15 protein-coding genes are annotated in these 16,387 nt (G+C 69.5%); 13 read left to right on the top strand and 2 right to left on the bottom strand.

The genetic code is table 11. The annotated features are described in order from the left end of the window. Positions 1-101 precede the first annotated feature (101 nt). The gene (locus LK409_RS13550) at positions 102-569 is read right to left on the bottom strand and encodes a winged helix-turn-helix transcriptional regulator (protein WP_003810957.1); all 468 of its coding nucleotides are present in this window, start codon (positions 567-569) and stop codon (positions 102-104) included. Between the two features lie 135 nt (positions 570-704). Here LK409_RS13550 and LK409_RS13545 point away from each other — a divergent pair, with 135 nt between their 5' ends. The 3 genes from LK409_RS13545 (at position 705) to LK409_RS13535 (ending at position 5,840) form a co-directional block, all read left to right on the top strand. Continuing rightward, positions 705-2,009 carry a D-amino acid dehydrogenase gene (locus LK409_RS13545; protein ID WP_010928890.1) on the top strand — a complete coding sequence of 435 codons (1,305 nt, stop codon included), beginning with the start codon at positions 705-707 and terminating at the stop codon, positions 2,007-2,009. Positions 2,010-2,085: 76 nt separating this feature from the next. Beyond that, positions 2,086-3,207 (top strand): metallophosphoesterase family protein, encoded by a 1,122-nt coding sequence (locus tag LK409_RS13540; RefSeq protein ID WP_003810961.1) that lies wholly within the window; start codon positions 2,086-2,088, stop codon positions 3,205-3,207. Next, the gene (locus LK409_RS13535; RefSeq protein WP_010928889.1) at positions 3,204-5,840 is read left to right on the top strand and encodes an AAA family ATPase; all 2,637 of its coding nucleotides are present in this window, start codon (positions 3,204-3,206) and stop codon (positions 5,838-5,840) included. The genes LK409_RS13540 and LK409_RS13535 overlap by 4 nt, the downstream gene beginning before the upstream one ends. A 47-nt stretch (positions 5,841-5,887) precedes the next feature. Here the strand turns inward: LK409_RS13535 and LK409_RS13530 are convergent, their stop codons facing one another. Next, the gene (locus LK409_RS13530; RefSeq protein ID WP_010928888.1) at positions 5,888-6,874 is read right to left on the bottom strand and encodes a Bug family tripartite tricarboxylate transporter substrate binding protein; all 987 of its coding nucleotides are present in this window, start codon (positions 6,872-6,874) and stop codon (positions 5,888-5,890) included. Positions 6,875-7,296: 422 nt separating this feature from the next. Here LK409_RS13530 and LK409_RS13525 point away from each other — a divergent pair, with 422 nt between their 5' ends. The 10 genes from LK409_RS13525 (at position 7,297) to LK409_RS13480 (ending at position 16,377) form a co-directional block, all read left to right on the top strand. Further along, a complete protein-coding gene (locus LK409_RS13525; protein ID WP_010928887.1) occupies positions 7,297-10,230 on the top strand; it encodes a monovalent cation/H+ antiporter subunit A in 2,934 nt (977 codons plus the stop codon). Next, positions 10,230-10,574, top strand: a complete 345-nt coding sequence (locus LK409_RS13520; RefSeq protein WP_003810969.1) for a Na+/H+ antiporter subunit C — start codon at positions 10,230-10,232, stop codon at positions 10,572-10,574. The genes LK409_RS13525 and LK409_RS13520 overlap by 1 nt, the downstream gene beginning before the upstream one ends. Next, on the top strand, positions 10,571-12,199 hold the full coding sequence (locus LK409_RS13515) for a monovalent cation/H+ antiporter subunit D (RefSeq protein ID WP_003810971.1): 1,629 nt from the start codon (positions 10,571-10,573) through the stop codon (positions 12,197-12,199). The genes LK409_RS13520 and LK409_RS13515 overlap by 4 nt, the downstream gene beginning before the upstream one ends. Then, positions 12,196-12,675, top strand: coding sequence for a Na+/H+ antiporter subunit E (locus tag LK409_RS13510; protein ID WP_003810973.1), 480 nt, complete (start codon positions 12,196-12,198; stop codon positions 12,673-12,675). The genes LK409_RS13515 and LK409_RS13510 overlap by 4 nt, the downstream gene beginning before the upstream one ends. Beyond that, entirely contained in the window at positions 12,672-12,956 is a 285-nt protein-coding gene (locus LK409_RS13505) for a K+/H+ antiporter subunit F (protein WP_003810975.1), read from the top strand. The genes LK409_RS13510 and LK409_RS13505 overlap by 4 nt, the downstream gene beginning before the upstream one ends. After that, positions 12,953-13,279 carry a monovalent cation/H(+) antiporter subunit G gene (gene mnhG, locus LK409_RS13500; protein WP_003810977.1) on the top strand — a complete coding sequence of 109 codons (327 nt, stop codon included), beginning with the start codon at positions 12,953-12,955 and terminating at the stop codon, positions 13,277-13,279. Before LK409_RS13505 ends, mnhG begins: the two co-directional genes overlap by 4 nt. Positions 13,280-13,379: 100 nt before the next feature. Then, positions 13,380-13,934, top strand: coding sequence for a hypothetical protein (locus LK409_RS13495; RefSeq protein WP_010928886.1), 555 nt, complete (start codon positions 13,380-13,382; stop codon positions 13,932-13,934). 97 nt (positions 13,935-14,031) lie between these two features. Next, positions 14,032-14,880, top strand: a complete 849-nt coding sequence (locus LK409_RS13490) for an HAD family hydrolase (protein ID WP_010928885.1) — start codon at positions 14,032-14,034, stop codon at positions 14,878-14,880. Next, the gene (gene tadA, locus LK409_RS13485) at positions 14,873-15,379 is read left to right on the top strand and encodes a tRNA adenosine(34) deaminase TadA (protein WP_003810985.1); all 507 of its coding nucleotides are present in this window, start codon (positions 14,873-14,875) and stop codon (positions 15,377-15,379) included. The genes LK409_RS13490 and tadA overlap by 8 nt, the downstream gene beginning before the upstream one ends. After that, positions 15,376-16,377, top strand: coding sequence for an LD-carboxypeptidase (locus LK409_RS13480; protein WP_003810987.1), 1,002 nt, complete (start codon positions 15,376-15,378; stop codon positions 16,375-16,377). The genes tadA and LK409_RS13480 overlap by 4 nt, the downstream gene beginning before the upstream one ends. Positions 16,378-16,387 lie beyond the last annotated feature (10 nt).

Raw genomic sequence — 16,387 nt, 5'->3', positions numbered from 1 at the left:
GCCGCGCCGGCGGGCGCGGACGGCGGGCATGAAATGAAATACGGCTCAGAATGGTACAGAAAAAAGATGAAGCGTCCCCGATTCATGGCGGGCGGCGGGATTCAGCGGTCCACCGGCAGGTAGAGGGTTTCCTTGATTTCTTCCATGACCACGTAGCTGTGCGATTCCGCCGAAGCGGGCAGGCGCTTGAGAATCTCGCCCAGCAAGCGGCGGTATTCATTCATTTCCGATAGCCGCGCCTTGACCAGATAATCGAAATCGCCCGAGACCAGATGGCATTCCATGACCTCGGGCACGTACAGAAGTTCCTGCTTGACCTTGTCGAACACATCGCCGGACTTGGCCGAAAGGCGGATTTCCAGGAATACCAGCAGCGTCTTGCCCAGCGCCGCCGGATTGATGCGCGCATGGTAGCCGGTAATCACGCCCTCGCGTTCCAGGCGCCGGACGCGCTCGGAACAGGGCGTGGCCGACAGGCTGATTTTCTCCGCCAGTTCGGTAATGGATATACGCCCTTCACGTTGCAGAATATCGAGGATTTTGCGATCGATGCGGTCCAGTTCGCGCATTTCACTTCCAAAGGTAAGAAAACCCGCGGCGGCCAGTGGAAAGGCCGGCGTTCCGGAATGATTTTAGTGATTATCACTGCCTGGGGCCTCCTAGACTACAGGAATTCACGTATGTAAAAGAGTGTGGGAGATTCTATGCACGTCATCGTCCTGGGCAGCGGCGTCATCGGCACGACGACCGCCTATTATCTGGCGCGCCAGGGCGCGCAGGTCACGGTGCTGGAGCGCCGCGCCGGGCCGGCCGACGAAACCAGCTACGGCAATGCCGGCCAGGTGTCGCCGGGCTACTCCACGCCGTGGGCGGCGCCCGGCATCCCGCTCAAGGCGCTGAAGTGGATGTTCCAGAAGCATGCGCCGCTGGCCATCCGCGCCGACGGCAGTTTCTACCAGTGGCGGTGGCTGGCGGCGATGCTGGCCAATTGCTCGGCCGGCCGCTACAGCGTCAACAAGGAACGCATGCTGCGCCTGGCCGAATACAGCCGCGACTGCCTGCGCACCTTGCGCGCCGATACCGGCATCCAGTACGAGCAGCGCACCCAGGGCACGCTGCAGCTGTTTCGCACCGCCGCGCAGATGGAAGCCGCGCGGCGCGACATTGCCGTGCTCGAAGAGTGCGGCGTGCCGTACGAATTGCTCGACCGCAACCGCCTGCCCACCGCCGAGCCGGCGCTGGCGCGCGCGCTGGACAAGCTGGCCGGCGGCCTGCGCCTGCCCAACGACGAAACCGGCGATTGCCGGCGCTTCACCCTGCAGCTGGCCGACAAGGCCAAGGCGCTGGGCGTGCAATTCCGCTTCAACCAGCAGGTCGAGGGGCTGGACGTGCGCGGCGGGCAGGTGGCTGGCGTGCGCGTGGGCGGCGAGCAACTGGCGGCCGACTGCTACGTCGCGGCGTTCGGCAGCTATACGCGTGGCTTTCTGCGTCCGCTGGGCCTGGATCTGCCGGTCTACCCGGTCAAGGGCTATTCGCTCACCATCCCCATGACCGACGAGTCCGCCGCGCCGGTTTCCACCATCCTGGATGAAACCTACAAGGTCGCGGTCACGCGCTTCGACCAGCGCATCCGCGTCGGCGGCATGGCCGAGCTGGCGGGCTTCGACCTGCGGCTGAAGGAGGCGCGCCGCAAGACCCTGGAGCTGGTGGTCAACGATTTGTCCCCCGGCAGCGGCGCGGTCGAGCAGGCCGAGTTCTGGACCGGCCTGCGGCCGATGACGCCGGACAGCACGCCCATCATCGGCGCTACCAAGTATGGCAACCTGTTCCTGAACACCGGCCACGGCACCCTGGGCTGGACCATGGCCTGCGGGTCGGGCCAGTTGGTGGCCGACCAGGTGTGCGGGCGCCAGCCGGCCATCCGCGCCGACGACCTCGCGCTGTCGCGCTACGGCGCGGGCGGGCAGGCGGGCGGCGGCGTGGCGCGCGCGCAGCACAACGCGGCCTGAGCCGTCGGCGCGCGCCGGCGCCTGTGCCACAATCCGGGCATGACGACAGGCGCGGCGCGCGCCCGACCGGAGCTTCGTGACCCGATTCATTCATACCGCGGATTGGCAGATCGGCCGCCAATACGGCCAGTTCGACAGCGATGACGCGGCCGTGCTGGCCGAGGCGCGGCTGGAGGCCGTGGCCCGCATCGCCGCCCAGGCCAGCGAACTGGCCGTCGACGCCGTGCTGGTGGCCGGCGACGTCTTCGATACGCAAAGCGTTTCCGATCGCACGATCCGGCGCCTGTTCGGCGCCATGCAGGCCTACGAGGGCCCGTGGGTGCTGATCGCCGGCAACCACGATGCGGCGCTGGCCGACAGCGTCTGGTCGCGCGCGCGCCGGCTCGAGTGCATCGGCACCAACGTCCACGTTCCCCAGGGCACGGCCGCGGTCGAGCTGCCGCAGGCGGGGCTGGCCGTGCTGGCCGCGCCGCTGACCCAGCGCCATACCTATGACGATGTGACCGCCGCGTTCGACACCATGGACAGCGCCGCGGGCCTGGTGCGCGTGGGGCTGGCGCACGGCAGCGTGGCCGACCGGCTGCCCGAGCAGGCCGATGCAGCCAACCCGATCGCGCCGGACCGCGCGCAGCGCGCCCGGCTGGACTATCTGGCGCTGGGCGACTGGCATGGCTGCCTGCGCATCGACGAACGCACCTGGTATGCCGGCACGCCCGAGCCCGACCGCTTTCGCGGCAATACCCCGGGATATGCGCTGCTCGTGGAGGTGGCCTCGCCAGGCGCGCCGCCGCAGGTGCGCCAGCTGGAGGTCGGCAAATATCGCTGGTCGCACTGGGTCGAGCGGCTGGACCTGGCTTCCGATGCCGAGGATCTGGGCCACCGGTTGGCAGGCCTGCAGGCCGGCGACGTGCTGCGCCTGGAACTGCACGGCGCGCTGTCGCTGGCGCGCTGGGACGCATTGCGCCGCGATGTCGAGCGCGCCGCGGCGCGCGTGCGCGCGCTGGTCGCCGACAGCGCCGGACTGGTGCTGGAGCCGGATGCGGCCGACCTGGCCGCGCTTTCGGTCGATGGCTACGTGGGCGCGGCCGCCGCGCGCCTGCAGGCCATGCAGGGCGACGGCGCGCAGGCCTCCGCAGCGCGCGTCGCGCTGCGGCTGCTGCTGCAATACCAGCGCGAACTGGCGGAGGGCGCTTCGTGAAGCTGCGCCGCATCGCCCTGGAGGCGTTTCGCAAATTCCGCCAGCCTGTCGCGCTGGAAGACCTGGACGGCGGCCTGAACATCATCGTGGGCCCCAACGAGGCGGGCAAGAGCACCTTCGTCGCGGCCCTGCGCGCCGCGTTCCTGGAGCGCTACGCCACCAACAAGCCGCTGGCCGACCTGGCGCCCTGGGACATGCCGGACGCGCGCCCCTCGGTGACGGTGGATTTCACGCACGACGGCCACGCGTATTCGCTGCGCAAGCAGTTTCTGCACCGCGCGCGCTGCGAGTTGCTGATCGACGGCGGCGCGCAACGCCATGAAGGCGAGGAAGCCGAGAACCTGTTGGCGCGGCTGCTGGGCTACGAGTTCGCGGGCCGCGGCCTGAGCCGGCCCGAGCACGCGGGGGTGCCGGGTCTGTTGTGGATCCAGCAGGGCGAAGGGCAGACCCTGCTGGCGCCGGCCGGGCATGCCGGCATGCACGTGCGCGCGGCGCTGACCGAGGTGTCGGGCGAGCTGGCCGCCACCGACGGCGATCGCCTGTTCGAGCGCGTGGCGGCCGAGCGCGCCGCCTTGCTGGATGCGCGCGGCGGCAGGCCCAAGGGGGCCTACAAGGAAGCCGAGGAAGCCTGGGCGCGGGCCCGCGAGCAATGCGAGACGCTGGCCGCCGCCAAGCGCCAGGTCGACGACGACGTCGACCGGCTGGCGCGGCTGCGCGCCGAGTATGAGCGGGCCCAGCGCGAACAGCCCTGGCAGGCAATGGCCGAGCGGGCCGCGCAGGCGCGCCAGCGCCTGGAAGGCATCGCGCGCGAACGCCAGGCCCTGGAGCAGTTGCAGCGCGAACTGGCGCAGGCCGGCGAGACCCTGGCGCTGCTTGCCGAGCAGGTCGGGCGCGACCAGCATGACGCCGAGGCGCTGGCCCAGTTGCGCAACGACGCGCAGGCCGCGCAGCAGGCCATGGAGCCGGCCCGGGCCGCGCTCGAGCGCGTGCAGGCCGGGCAGGGCGAGCTGGCTGCCCAGGTGGCGCACTGGCGCGAACGCCTGGCCGGCGCGCAGGCCGGCGCCGAACGCGGCGATCTGGCCGAGCAACTGGCTCGCCTGCAGGCCGATGCGCAGCGCCAGCAGCAGGCCTTGCAGCAGGCTGCCGAACTGGCGGCGGCGGTCGCCGGGCATCAGGCGCAATTGGCGGAGTCGGCCATCGATGCCGATACCGTCGCGCGCCTGCGCGAGCAGGAGCGCCTGCTCAACGAATTACGCGCGCAGCAGCGCGCAATGGCCACGCGCCTGCACCACCGGTTGTTGCCGGGCAAGCAGGTCGAACTCGACGGCGTGGCGCTGGCCGGCGACGCGCAGGTGCTGATCACCAGCGCGGCGCGCGTGCGCATCGACGGGGTCGGCGAACTGGAAATCCTGCCCGGCGGACGCGACCTGCCGGCCCTGCTCGACGAGCTGCGCGCGCGCGGCGCCGAACGCGATGCGCTGCTCGGCAAACTGGGCGTGCCCGACCTGGCCGGCGCCGAGGCGCGCCTGGCGGCCAGCGAGCAGGCCCGGCGCGACCTGGACATGGCGCGCAAGGCCTTGCGCATCCACGCTCCCGACGGTGTGCCGGCCCTGCAGGCCGAGCAGGCCGCCACGGCCCGGCGCCGCGACCAACAGCAGGCGCGCCTGCAGGCCTTGCCGCCGGCGGCGGCGGGGGACATGCCGCCGCTGGCCGAAATCCAGCAGGCGCTGCGGGCGGCCGAACAGGCTGCCGAGCATGGCGCTCGGGCAACGGTGGCGGCACGCACCGAACTGGATGCCCAGGCCGCCCGCGCACAATTGCTGCAGGCCCAATGGCAGGCGCGCCAGCAGGATTACGCGGGCGAGCAGCGCAGCGCGCAGCGCGCCCAGCGGGGCTTGCGGCTGGTCGAGGCGCGCGCCTTGCGCGACAGCCTGGCCCGCCGCGCCAAGGAGGCCGGCGCGGCGCTGGCGGCGCACCAGCCCGAACTGGTCGAACAGGATCTGCAGCGCTACGAGCGTTCGGCCGCGCTGGAGCGCGAGGCCCAGCATCGCCGCCATGGCGAGTTGCTGCAATTGCAGGGCCGCCTGGAGCAGGCCGGCGCCCAGGGACTGGGCGAGCAGTTGCTGCTGGCCGAGGCCGACTTGCAGCGGCTGGCCCGGCGGCGCGCCGAATACATGGAACGCGCCGAGGCGCTGGACTTGCTGTGGCGCCTGCTCGACGAACACCGCACCGCCGCCACCCAGCGCCTGCTCGAACCCCTGGCCCGCCGCCTGCAGCACTACCTGGCGCTGCTGTTCCCGGGCGCGCAATGGCGCCTGGACGAGACGCTGATGCCGGTGGCGCTGCGGCGCGACGGCCTGGAAGATGGCCTGGAGGCGCTCAGTTTCGGCACGCGCGAGCAACTGGGCGTGCTGGCGCGCCTGGCCTACGCGGATCTGCTGGCGCAAGCCGGCCGGCCCGCGCTGCTGGTGCTGGACGATGCGCTGGTCCATGCCGACGACGCGCGGCGCGACCTGATCAAGCGCGCCCTGTTCGACGCCGCCTCGCGGCACCAGGTGCTGCTGTTTACCTGCCACGCCGAAGCCTGGCGCGACATGGGCGTTCCATTGCGGGAACTGCCGTCGGGCGGGTGAGGCAAGCATCCAGCAGGTGCCTGTCCCCGCGGGGACAGGCACCCCAGTCAGTTGAGCTGGATTTTCTGTTCGGTGGCGATGCGTTTGCGCAGTTCCAGTTCGCGCTTGATGAGGCTGGCGTATTCGGTGGGGGTGCTGCCTTCCACGATGGAGCCGCCGTCTTCCAGGCGCTTGCGGATCTTCGGGTCCTGCAGGGCCTTGACGGCCGCGTCGTGGACGCGCTTGACGACTTCGGGCGGTACGCCGGCCGGCGCGACCAGGCCGTACCAGGCCATGTTGTCCATGGCGGGGTAGCCGGCTTCACCGAAGGTCGGCACGTCGGGCAGGGCGCTGACGCGCTTGGGCGCGGCCACGGCCAGGGCGCGCAGCTTGCCGGCCTGGATGTGCGGGATGGACGACGGCAGATTGTCGAACTGCGCGTTGACCTGCCCGGCGATGGTGTCGTTGAGCGCCGGCCCCGAGCCGCGGTAGGGCACGTGGACCATGTCGGTGCCGGTCAGCGATTTGAACAGCTCGCCGTCCAGGTGCGAGATGCTGCCGGTGCCCGACGAGGCATAGCTGTACTTGTCCGGGTTGGCCTTGACCAGGGCGATGAATTCCTTGAGCGTCTGGGCCGCGATCTTGGGGTTGACGGTCATGACGTTGGGCACGCTGACCAGGTTGGTGATGGGCGTGAAGTCCTTCAGCGGGTCGTACGGGGTCTGGGGGTTGGTGGCCGGGTTGGTCGCCATCGTGCTGACCGTGGCCACGCCCAGCGTATAGCCGTCCGGGGTGGCCTTGGCCAGCGCGTCGGCGCCGATCGCGCCGCCGCCGCCGCCGCCGCGGTTTTCCACCACGACCGGCTGCCCCAGCTCGCGTCCCAGCCCCTCGGCCACGATGCGGGCCACGATGTCCGTGGTGCCGCCGGCGGCAAACGGCACGATCAGGCGCACCGCATGGTTGGGGTAGGGCTGGGCCTGGGCAGCGGCGCCTGTGACACAGGCGCCGGCCACCAGCGCGCCGAGCAGGATCTTGATGGAAGCGGGTTTGCGCAAGGTTGTCTCCTGGTTGTTCCAGAGGGGCTGCATGGGCGGCCGTTCGTGACGGCCGCGTCCTGGGGTGCGCCATTGCACCGAAAATGCAGACAGGCGGAAATGCGGATCAACCCCAACATGCGATAACCTGCTTTCAGCTGGTAGACAGCTACGGGAAAACTGCCGCAAACAGCCCGCTTTTGCATAGATCCGTGCGTAACTTACAAGAATCTGATATTTTTCGGGTGAGATTCTTGGCCGGTCTTACCAGAACGCTACCCGATATTTCGATTGACAGCGCTTGTTCTCCGGGCGATCTTGCCTTCGAGACGCGTGGGTGTGAGTTGTTGCGACGTGCTGGGCCAGGGTTCCGCCGATAGCCCCCCGGCCACGCTCGCCTTTCGCCGCCGCGAGAGAGAGGGCCGGACCCTTCCCGGAGCGCCATGTCGCTATTACTAGTACTCGCCCTGCCGTTTCTCGGCAGTCTGTGTGCCGCTTTGCTGCCGGCCAATGCCCGCAATGCGGAAGCCTGGCTGGCCGGCCTGATCGCCCTGGCCTGCACCTTGCTGGTGGCCAGCCTCTATCCCCAGATCGCCGCCGGCGGCGTGATCCGGGCCGACCTGTCGTGGGCGCCGGCGCTGGGGCTGCAGTTCACCCTGCGCATGGACGGCTATGCCTGGCTGTTCGCCCTGATCATCTCGGGCATGGGTGCGCTGGTCGTGCTGTACGCGCGCTACTACATGTCGCCGGAAGACCCGGTGCCGCGCTTTTTCTCGTTCTTCCAGGCGTTCATGGCCGCCATGCTGGGCGTGGTGATGTCCGGCAACCTGATCCAGCTGGTCATGTTCTGGGAAATGACCAGCCTGGCCTCGTTCATGCTGATCGCCTATTGGCACCACCGGCTCGATGCCCGGCGCGGCGCGCGCATGGCCCTGACGGTCACTGGCGCCGGCGGCCTGAGCCTGCTGGCCGGCGTGCTGATGCTCGGCCACATCGTCGGCAGCTACGACATGGACCAGGTGCTGGCCGCGGGCGATATCGTGCGCGCCGATCCCTGGTATCCGGCGGTGCTGGTCCTGATCGCGCTGGGCGCGCTGACCAAGAGCGCCCAGTTCCCGTTCCAGTTCTGGCTGCCCAACGCCATGGCCGCGCCCACGCCCGTGTCGGCCTATCTGCACTCGGCCACCATGGTCAAGGCGGGCGTTTTCCTGCTGGCGCGCTTCTGGCCCGTGCTGGCGGGTACCGACGAATGGTTCTGGATCATCGGCGGCGCCGGCCTGTGCTCGCTGGTGCTGGGCGCCTACGCGGCGATTTTCCAGCAGGACATGAAAGGGGTGCTGGCCTATTCGACCATCAGCCACCTGGGGCTGATCACGCTCATGCTGGGCTTGAACAGCTCGCTCGGCCTGGTGGCGGCGATCTTCCACATGGTCAACCACGCCACCTTCAAGGCCTCGCTCTTCATGGCCGCGGGCATCGTCGACCATGAAACCGGTACGCGCGACGTCGGGCGCCTGAGCGGCCTGTACGGGGCCATGCCCATCACGGCCACGCTGGCCATGGTGGCGGCCGCCTCGATGGCCGGGGTGCCGCTGCTCAATGGCTTCATCTCCAAGGAAATGTTCTTCGCCGAGACCACCTTCGTCAGCGGCGACGTGCTGGTGCGGTGGGGCCTGCCGCTGATGGCGACGCTGGCCGGCGCGTTCAGCGTGACCTATTCGCTGCGCTTCATCCTGCAGGTGTTCTTCGGCCCGCCGGCCGAAGACCTGCCGCGCGCGCCGCACGAGCCGCCGCGCTGGATGCTGCTGCCCAGCGCCTTGCTGGTCATGGTGTGCCTGGTGGTGGGCGTGCTGCCCGGCGTGACGCTGGGGCCGATCCTGCACCTGGCCGCCAGCAGCATCCTGGGCGAGCACATGCCGCAGTACAGCCTGTCGGTGTGGCATGGCTTCAACCTGCCGCTGGCCATGAGCTTCGTCGCGCTGACCGCCGGCGTGCTGCTGTACCTGGCGCTGCGGGCGCGCCAGCGCGCCCATCCGGGGCTGGTGCCGTTCATCTATCGCTTCGACGGCCGGCGCACCTTCGAGTACCTGCTCGATGCCTCCAGCGTGGCGGCCGCCTGGCTGCTGCGCTACCTGGCGTCCTCGCGCATGCAGGTGCAGATGCTGGTCATCGTGCTGGGCACCCTGTGGGTGGCCTGGCTGCCGCTGCGCGCGGGCGGCTGGCTGTCGGGCCAGGCGCGCCTGACGCCGGCCGACCCCGCGTTCGCGATCCTGTGGGTGGTCGGGGCGGCCTGCGCGCTGGGCGCGGCCTACCAGGCCAAGTATCACCGCCTCGCATCGCTGACGCTGTCCGGCGGCGCGGGGCTGATCACCTGCCTGACCTTCGTCTGGTTCTCGGCGCCCGACCTGGCGCTGACCCAGCTGGCCGTGGAGGTGGTGACGGTGGTGCTGCTGCTGCTGGGCCTGCGCTGGCTGCCGCGGCGCATCCAGACCGGCGGCGACGAAGAGCGTCCCGACCTGCGCGCGCGGGTGCGCCGCCTGCGCGACCTGGGGCTGGCGGGCGTGGCCGGCGCCTGCATGGCCGCGCTGGCCTACGCGGTGCTGACGCGTCCGGTGGGCGACACGATCTCCAGCTTCTTTACCGAGCGCGCGCTGCCCGATGGGGGCGGGACCAACGTGGTCAACGTGATCCTGGTCGATTTCCGCGGCTTCGATACCCTGGGCGAAATCACCGTGCTCGGCATCGTGGCATTGACGGTCTACGCGCTGCTGCGCCGCTTCCGGCCGGCGCCCGAAAGCGTCGAGCTGCCGCATCAGCAGCGCGAGCAGGACGGCATGCCGACGGTCGACGAGACCGGCGAGCGGCCGGCGCCGGACACCAAGTCGCCGTTGCCGGCCGGGCCGATGATGATTCCGGCCGTGCTGGTGCGGCTGCTGCTGCCGGTGGCGGTGCTGGTGTCGGTTTACCTGCTGCTGCGCGGCCACAACCTGCCCGGCGGCGGCTTTGTCGGCGGCCTGGTCATGGCCACCGCGATCATCCTGCAGTACATGGTCGGCGGCGTGTACTGGGTCGAGTCGCGCAGCCGCTTCAATCCGCAGCACTGGGTCGGCCTGGGCCTGCTGGCCGCCGGCGGCGCCGCGGTCTCGGCCTGGCTGGCGCTGCGGCCGTTCCTGTCGGCGCTGGCCTGGGACGTGGCGCTGCCCGTCGTCGGCCATGTGCACCTGTCCAGCGTGCTGTTGTTCGACCTCGGCGTCTACATGCTGGTGGTCGGCGCCACGGTGCTGGTGCTGGTGGCGCTGGCCCACCAATCGTTGCGCGCGCAACGCCAGGCGGCCGTCGAGGCCCAGGCGGTCGCGCAAACCGGGAGTCCTGCCTGATGGAAGTCGTTTATGCCCTGGCCATAGGGGTGTTGGCCGGTTCGGGAGTGTGGCTGCTGCTGCGGCCACGCACCTTCCAGGTCATCATGGGCCTGTCGCTGCTGTCGTACGCGGTGAACCTGTTCATTTTCGGCATGGGGCGCCTGACGGTGGGCAGGCCGCCCGTGGTCAGCGCCTCGGCGCCGGTCGACGCCGCGGCTTATGCCGACCCCTTGCCGCAAGCCCTGGTGCTGACCGCGATCGTGATCGGTTTCGCCACCACGGCGCTTTTTCTCGTGGTGCTGTTGGCCTCGCGCGGGCTGACCGGCACCGACCACGTCGACGGCCGGGAGCCTGAATCTTGATCGACTGGCTGCAACACCTGCCTATCTACCCCATTACGGTGCCCCTTATCGCGGGCGCGCTCATGCTGTTGCTGCCCGATACGCAGCGCAAGACCCGCGCGGGTATCGGTTTGCTGTCCTCGCTGCTGCAGCTGGTCAGCGCCATCGCCTTGCTGAGCCTGGCCGCCGGTGCCGGCGGCCTCTGGCCCGACGGCATCGGCGTGTACCTGCCGGGCGATTGGCCGGCGCCGTTCGGCATCGTGCTGGTGGTCGACCGCCTGGCCGCCGTCATGCTGGCGCTGACCGCCGTGCTGGGCCTGGCCGCGCTGATCTACTCGCTGGCCCGCTGGGACCGCGCCGGGGTGCATTTCCATTCGCTGTACCAGTTCCTGCTGATGGGGCTGAACGGCGCCTTCCTGACCGGAGACCTGTTCAACCTGTTCGTGTTCTTCGAGGTGCTGCTGGCGGCGTCCTATGGGTTGATGCTGCACGGCTCGGGCATCGCGCGCGTCACGGCCGGCCTGCAATACATCGCGGTCAACCTGGTGGCTTCGTTCCTGCTGCTGATCAGCATCGCGCTGATCTACGGCGTGACCGGCACGCTCAACCTGGCCGACCTGGCCTTGCGCGCCGGCACGCTGACGGGCGGCGAGCGCAGCCTGTTCGAGGCCGGCGCGGCCATCCTGGGGGTGGCCTTCCTGGTCAAGGCCGGCGCCTGGCCGCTCAACTTCTGGCTGGTCAAGGGGTACGGCTCGGCGGCCGCGCCGGTGGCGGCGCTGTTTTCCATCATGACCAAGGTCGGCATCTACGCCTTGCTGCGCATCGGCTCGCTGCTGCTGCCCACCGGCGCGCCGGCGGCTTTCAGCCTGGACTGGATGTTCGCGGCGGGACTGGCCACGCTGGTGTTCGGGGGACTGGGCCTGCTGGCCAACCAGCAGCTCGAAAAGCTGACCGGCTATTGCGTCATCGTCTCGGCCGGCACGCTGCTGACGGCCTTGGGCATGCCCGGCGTGACCTTGACCGGGCCGGCGCTGTTCTACCTGATCAGCTCGGTACTGGCCACCGGGGCGCTGTTCATGCTGGTCGAACTGATCGAGCGCACCCGCAGCTTCGGGGCCAACGTGCTGGCCGTCACCATGGACCTGTTCGACCTGGACGACCCGTCCACGCCCAACCGGTCCGACGACGTCGTGGGCGTGGCGATTCCGGCCGCAATGGCCTTTCTCGGCCTGGCCTTCGTGTCCTGCGCCTTGCTGGTGACGGGGCTGCCGCCGCTGTCGGGCTTCGTGGCCAAGTTCTCGCTGCTGTCGGCGGCGGTGACGGCGGCCAATACGCCGTCCGTGGCGCTCGATGCCTGGGTGTTGGTGGCGCTGGTGCTGTTGTCGGGCCTGGCCGGGCTGATCGCGCTGGGCCGCGTCGGCATACGGATATTCTGGAGCTCCGATGACCGGGTCACGCCTCGCCTGCGGCTGATGGAGGCCGGGCCGGTCGCGGTACTGCTGCTGCTGTGCGTGGTGCTGGCCGCGGGCGCCGGGCCGGTATCGGCCTACCTGGACGCTGCCGCCCAGTCGCTGGACCGGCCCGCTACCTACGTGAACGCGGTGCTCGCCAAGCAGCCGGCGCGCGCGCTGTCGGAGGGCCTGTGATGCGGCGCTACTACCTTGCCTTGCTGCCGCTGGCCATGCTGGCGCTGTGGCTGATGCTCAACCAATCCGCCTCGGTCGGCCAGCTGGCGCTGGGCGCGGCGCTGGCGCTGTGGCTGGGCTGGGCGTCCAGCCGGTTGCGGCCGCTGCGCGGCAAGCCGCGCCGCCTGTGGCTGCTGCCCGGGCTGGCCGCGCGCGTGTTCGCCGACATCGTCCGCTCCAACGTCGCGGTGGCGCGGCTGGTGTGGCAGCGGCGCCCGGATTTCTCGCCCGGCTTCATCGCCATTCCGCTCGACCTGCACGACCCGCACGGCCTGGCCATCCTGGCCTGCATCGTGACCTACACGCCGGGTACGGTGTGGGTCGACATCATTGACGGCAAGCTGGTCCTGCACGTGCTGGACCTGCAGAATGAAGAGGCGTGGATCGCGCTGGTCAAGCAGCGCTACGAACGCACCCTGATAGAGGTATTCGAATGATGAACATCGTCCTGTACTGGTCGGCGTCGTTCGCCTTGCTGTGCTTTGCGCTGGCGATGGCCTGCGCGGCGATCCGGCTGCTGCGCGGGCCGACCGCGCAAGACCGCGTGCTGGCGCTGGACTCCCTGTACGTCAGCGGCATGCTGACCATGCTGGTGTTCGGCATCCGCGCCGGCACGCCGGTGTATTTCGATATCGCGCTGCTGATCGCGCTGTTCGGCTTCGTCGGCTCGACCGCGATGGCGAAGTTCCTGCTGCGCGGCGAGGTGATCGAGCCATGATCGACGTCGACATTCCGCTGTGGGCCGGCATCCCGGCCGCCATCCTGCTGGTGCTGGGCGGGCTGCTGACCCTGACCGGCGCGCTGGGCATGCTGCGTTTCGGCCATTTCTACGCCCGCATCCATGCGCCCACGCTGGGCAACACCATGGGGGCGTGCAGCGTGCTGACCGCCTCGATCCTGGTGTTCTCCAGCCTGTCCATGCGGCCGGTGGTGCACGAATTCGTGATCGGCATGCTGCTGGTGCTGACTTCCCCTGTCACCGGCATGCTGCTGATGCGCGCGGCCGTGTACCGCGCGCGGCGCGCCGACGACAGCGCCTGAGGGTAGGGCGGCGCCGGTTTACGTGTGCCAGGGTCTTGTAACATTTTCGTAGCCCAGGCGACCGGGTAATCCCTTATGGTAGAAAGGTCAGCGGCAGGCCATGACGGCCGCCGCCTACTTCAAGGAGCGAAACATGTCGAAGATTCGTATCCAACGATGGTGCGGGGCCCTGGCGCTGGGCGCGGGCAGTCTGATGGCCTTCGGCGCGCATGCGGCCGGCACGGGTTCCGGCCAGAGCCAGTACCAGATGGACGTGCAGCGCTGCAATAGCGGCGACACCAGCCAGGACCGCGCCACCTGCCTGCGCGAGGCCGGCGCCGCGCGCCAGGAAAGCCAGCGCAACCGGCTGGACGACAAGCAGGAAGGGCGCTACCAGGACAACGCCATGATGCGTTGCAAGAACCTGCCCGCCTCGCAGCAACAGGATTGCATCACGCAGATGACCTCCGGCAACACCACCACGCGCGGCAGCGTCGGCGGCGGGGGCGTGCTGCGTGAAACCGTCATTCAGGTGCCGGCCGGCACGCCGGGCTCGACGCCGGGCACGCCGATGCCCGGTGGCCAGATGCCCAGCGGCCAGATGCCTGGCGCCGCTCCGGGCGGGCTGCAGCCGCCGCCCGCCGGTACGGTGGCGCCGCCGCCGGTCATGCGCTGAACGGACACGCCCGGATGCGCGAGCGGGCCCGGCCAGTGCCGGGCCCGCTCGCATTCAGGCAAAATGTCGGCTGTCCGACCCTTTAAGTCCTTTATCCATGTCCGACGTCATCGCCCTGGTTTTCGATTTCGACGACACGCTGGCCTCCGACAGCACCACCGGCTTTCTCGAGAGCATCGGCGTCGATACGGCGTCGTTCTGGAAAGACCAGGTCGATCCGCTGCTTTCGCAGCAGGACTGGGATCCGGTGCCGGCCTACCTGTACCAGATGATCCAGCTGTCCAGGCAGGGCAGCCACGGCCTGATCACCCGCGAGCGCCTGCGCGAATGGGGCGCCCGGCTGGCGTTGCACGACGGCGTGCAGACGCTGTTCGGCCGCCTGCGCGCCGCGGTGCGCGCCGAGCACCCGAAGGTCCAGCTGGAGTTCTACCTGATTTCCAGCGGCATCGGCGACGTGGTGCGCGCCACGCCGATCGCCCACGAATTCACGGAAACCTGGGCTTCCGAGTTCGTCTACGGCGAAGACGGCGGCATCAGCTTCCCGCGCCGCATCGTCAGCTTCACCGACAAGACGCGCTACCTGTTCCATATCCAGAAGGGCCTGATCGGCCGCGAATATCGCAACAAGCCGTTCGAGGTCAACCGCAAGGTGCCCGAAGACCGTCTGCGCGTGCCATTCGACCAGATGGTGTTCGTGGGCGACGGCTACACCGACATCCCGTGTTTTTCGCTGATCCGCAGCGCCGGCGGCTTTGCCTTCGGCGTCTGGGATCCCAAGCACCGCGACAAGCGCAGCCGGGCCTGGGGCTTCATCGAGGAAGGGCGCGTGTCCAACCTCAACCAGGCCCGCTACGACGAGCAGGCCGAGCTGTACCAGTGGCTGGAAGAGGCCGTCACCAGCCTGGCCGGGCGCATCGCGCTGAAGTCGCGGGTCTATCGTGGCTGATGCGCTCGTGAGCGAAACCGATCCCTGCGTCGCCGACGACGCGCGCCTGATGGCGCTGGCGCTGGAGCAGGCGCAAGAGGCCGCGCGCCTGGGCGAAGTGCCGGTCGGCGCCGTGGTGGTCGATGCCCAGGGCGAGGTGCTGGGCGCGGGCTACAACCGCACCATCATCGACCGCGACCCCACCGCGCATGCCGAGATCGTGGCGCTGCGCGCCGCGGCGCGTCGGCTGGACAATTACCGGTTGCCAGGCGTGTCGCTGTACGTCACGCTGGAGCCCTGCGTGATGTGCATCGGCGCCATGCTGCACGCGCGCCTGGCGCGGGTCGTCTACGGCGCCCGCGATCCCAAGACGGGCGCCTGCGGCAGCGTGCTCGACGTGGGGGCCGTCGGCCAACTGAACCATCACACGACCATTACCGGCGGCGTGCTCGCCGAGCCCTGCGGCGAATTGCTGCGAGGTTTTTTCCGTGCCCGCCGCGCCAAGGAATCCCCAGTATGACCAAGAAGAAAAACCCGCCGGCCTCCCACGGGCACGACCACCACGAGCATCACGGCCACGAACCTGGCCATGTCTGCGACGCGGGCTGCGTCCACGCGCCGGCGCAGGCCAGCGGCATTTACCTGGTATCGCCGTCGTCGGCGGTGCGCGACGCGGCCGAGCTGGAACTGGCCTGCCAGCGGCTGGCCGCCGAGGGGTTCCAGGCCAAGGTCGACCGCGCCGCGCTGGCGGTGCACCAGCGCTTCGCCGGCACCGACAAGCAGCGCGCGGCCGGCCTGCAGCGGGCGATCAAGCAAAAGCATCCCATCGTGATGGCCACCCGCGGCGGCTACGGCCTGATCCGCCTGCTGCCCATGATCGACTGGCGCGCCATGGCCGACAGCGGCAAGCGTTTCGTCGGCATGAGCGATTTCACCGCCTTTAACCTGGCCTTGCTGGCCCAGACCGGCGCGGTCAGCTACAGCGGCGCGACCGCCGTGCGCGACTTCGGGCTGGCGAAAACCGATGAACTGACCGTGGCGCTGTTTGGCGAGATCATGCGCGGCGAGCTGGAGATCCTCAGCTTCGAGACGCGCGACGCCGATGCCTTCGACGGCCGCGGCGTGCTGTGGGGCGGCAACCTGGCCACGCTGGTGTCGCTGCTGGGCACGCCGTACATGCCCAAGGTGCGCGGCGGCATCCTGTTCCTCGAAGACGTGGCCGAGCATCCGTACCGGGTCGAGCGCATGCTGGCCCAGCTATGGCAGGCTGGCGTGCTGGAGCGGCAGAAGGCGATCGTGCTGGGCAGCTTCTCCGACTACCGGCTGGCCGCCCACGACAATGGCTACGACATGCATGCGGTGGTGGGCTGGCTGCGCAAGACGGTGAAGGTGCCGGTCGTGACGGGCCTGCCGTACGGCCATACCGATACCAAGGCCACGCTGCCCATCGGCAAGAAGGTGGGCCTGGCCACCGAACGCGGCATGGCCCACCTCGTCATCGACGAGCACACCCACTGAACGCAGGCCC

It is taken from the genome of Bordetella parapertussis (genome assembly GCF_020735925.1).
Classification (GTDB): Bacteria; Pseudomonadota; Gammaproteobacteria; order Burkholderiales; family Burkholderiaceae_B; genus Bordetella; species Bordetella pertussis.
Note: the sequence above shows the minus strand (reverse complement) of the source record. Positions and strands in the feature narration are given on the sequence as shown.

Bases quoted from the DNA above. Each gene is read 5' to 3' on its own strand.
- LK409_RS13550 (WP_003810957.1), bottom strand. From the start codon at position 569: ATGCGCGAACTGGACCGCATCGATCGCAAAATCCTCGATATTCTGCAA.
- LK409_RS13545 (WP_010928890.1), top strand. From the start codon at position 705: ATGCACGTCATCGTCCTGGGCAGCGGCGTCATCGGCACGACGACCGCC.
- LK409_RS13525 (WP_010928887.1), top strand. From the start codon at position 7,297: ATGTCGCTATTACTAGTACTCGCCCTGCCGTTTCTCGGCAGTCTGTGT.
- LK409_RS13520 (WP_003810969.1), top strand. From the start codon at position 10,230: ATGGAAGTCGTTTATGCCCTGGCCATAGGGGTGTTGGCCGGTTCGGGA.
- LK409_RS13505 (WP_003810975.1), top strand. From the start codon at position 12,672: ATGATGAACATCGTCCTGTACTGGTCGGCGTCGTTCGCCTTGCTGTGC.
- mnhG (WP_003810977.1), top strand. From the start codon at position 12,953: ATGATCGACGTCGACATTCCGCTGTGGGCCGGCATCCCGGCCGCCATC.
- LK409_RS13495 (WP_010928886.1), top strand. From the start codon at position 13,380: ATGACGGCCGCCGCCTACTTCAAGGAGCGAAACATGTCGAAGATTCGT.
- LK409_RS13490 (WP_010928885.1), top strand. From the start codon at position 14,032: ATGTCCGACGTCATCGCCCTGGTTTTCGATTTCGACGACACGCTGGCC.
- LK409_RS13480 (WP_003810987.1), top strand. From the start codon at position 15,376: ATGACCAAGAAGAAAAACCCGCCGGCCTCCCACGGGCACGACCACCAC.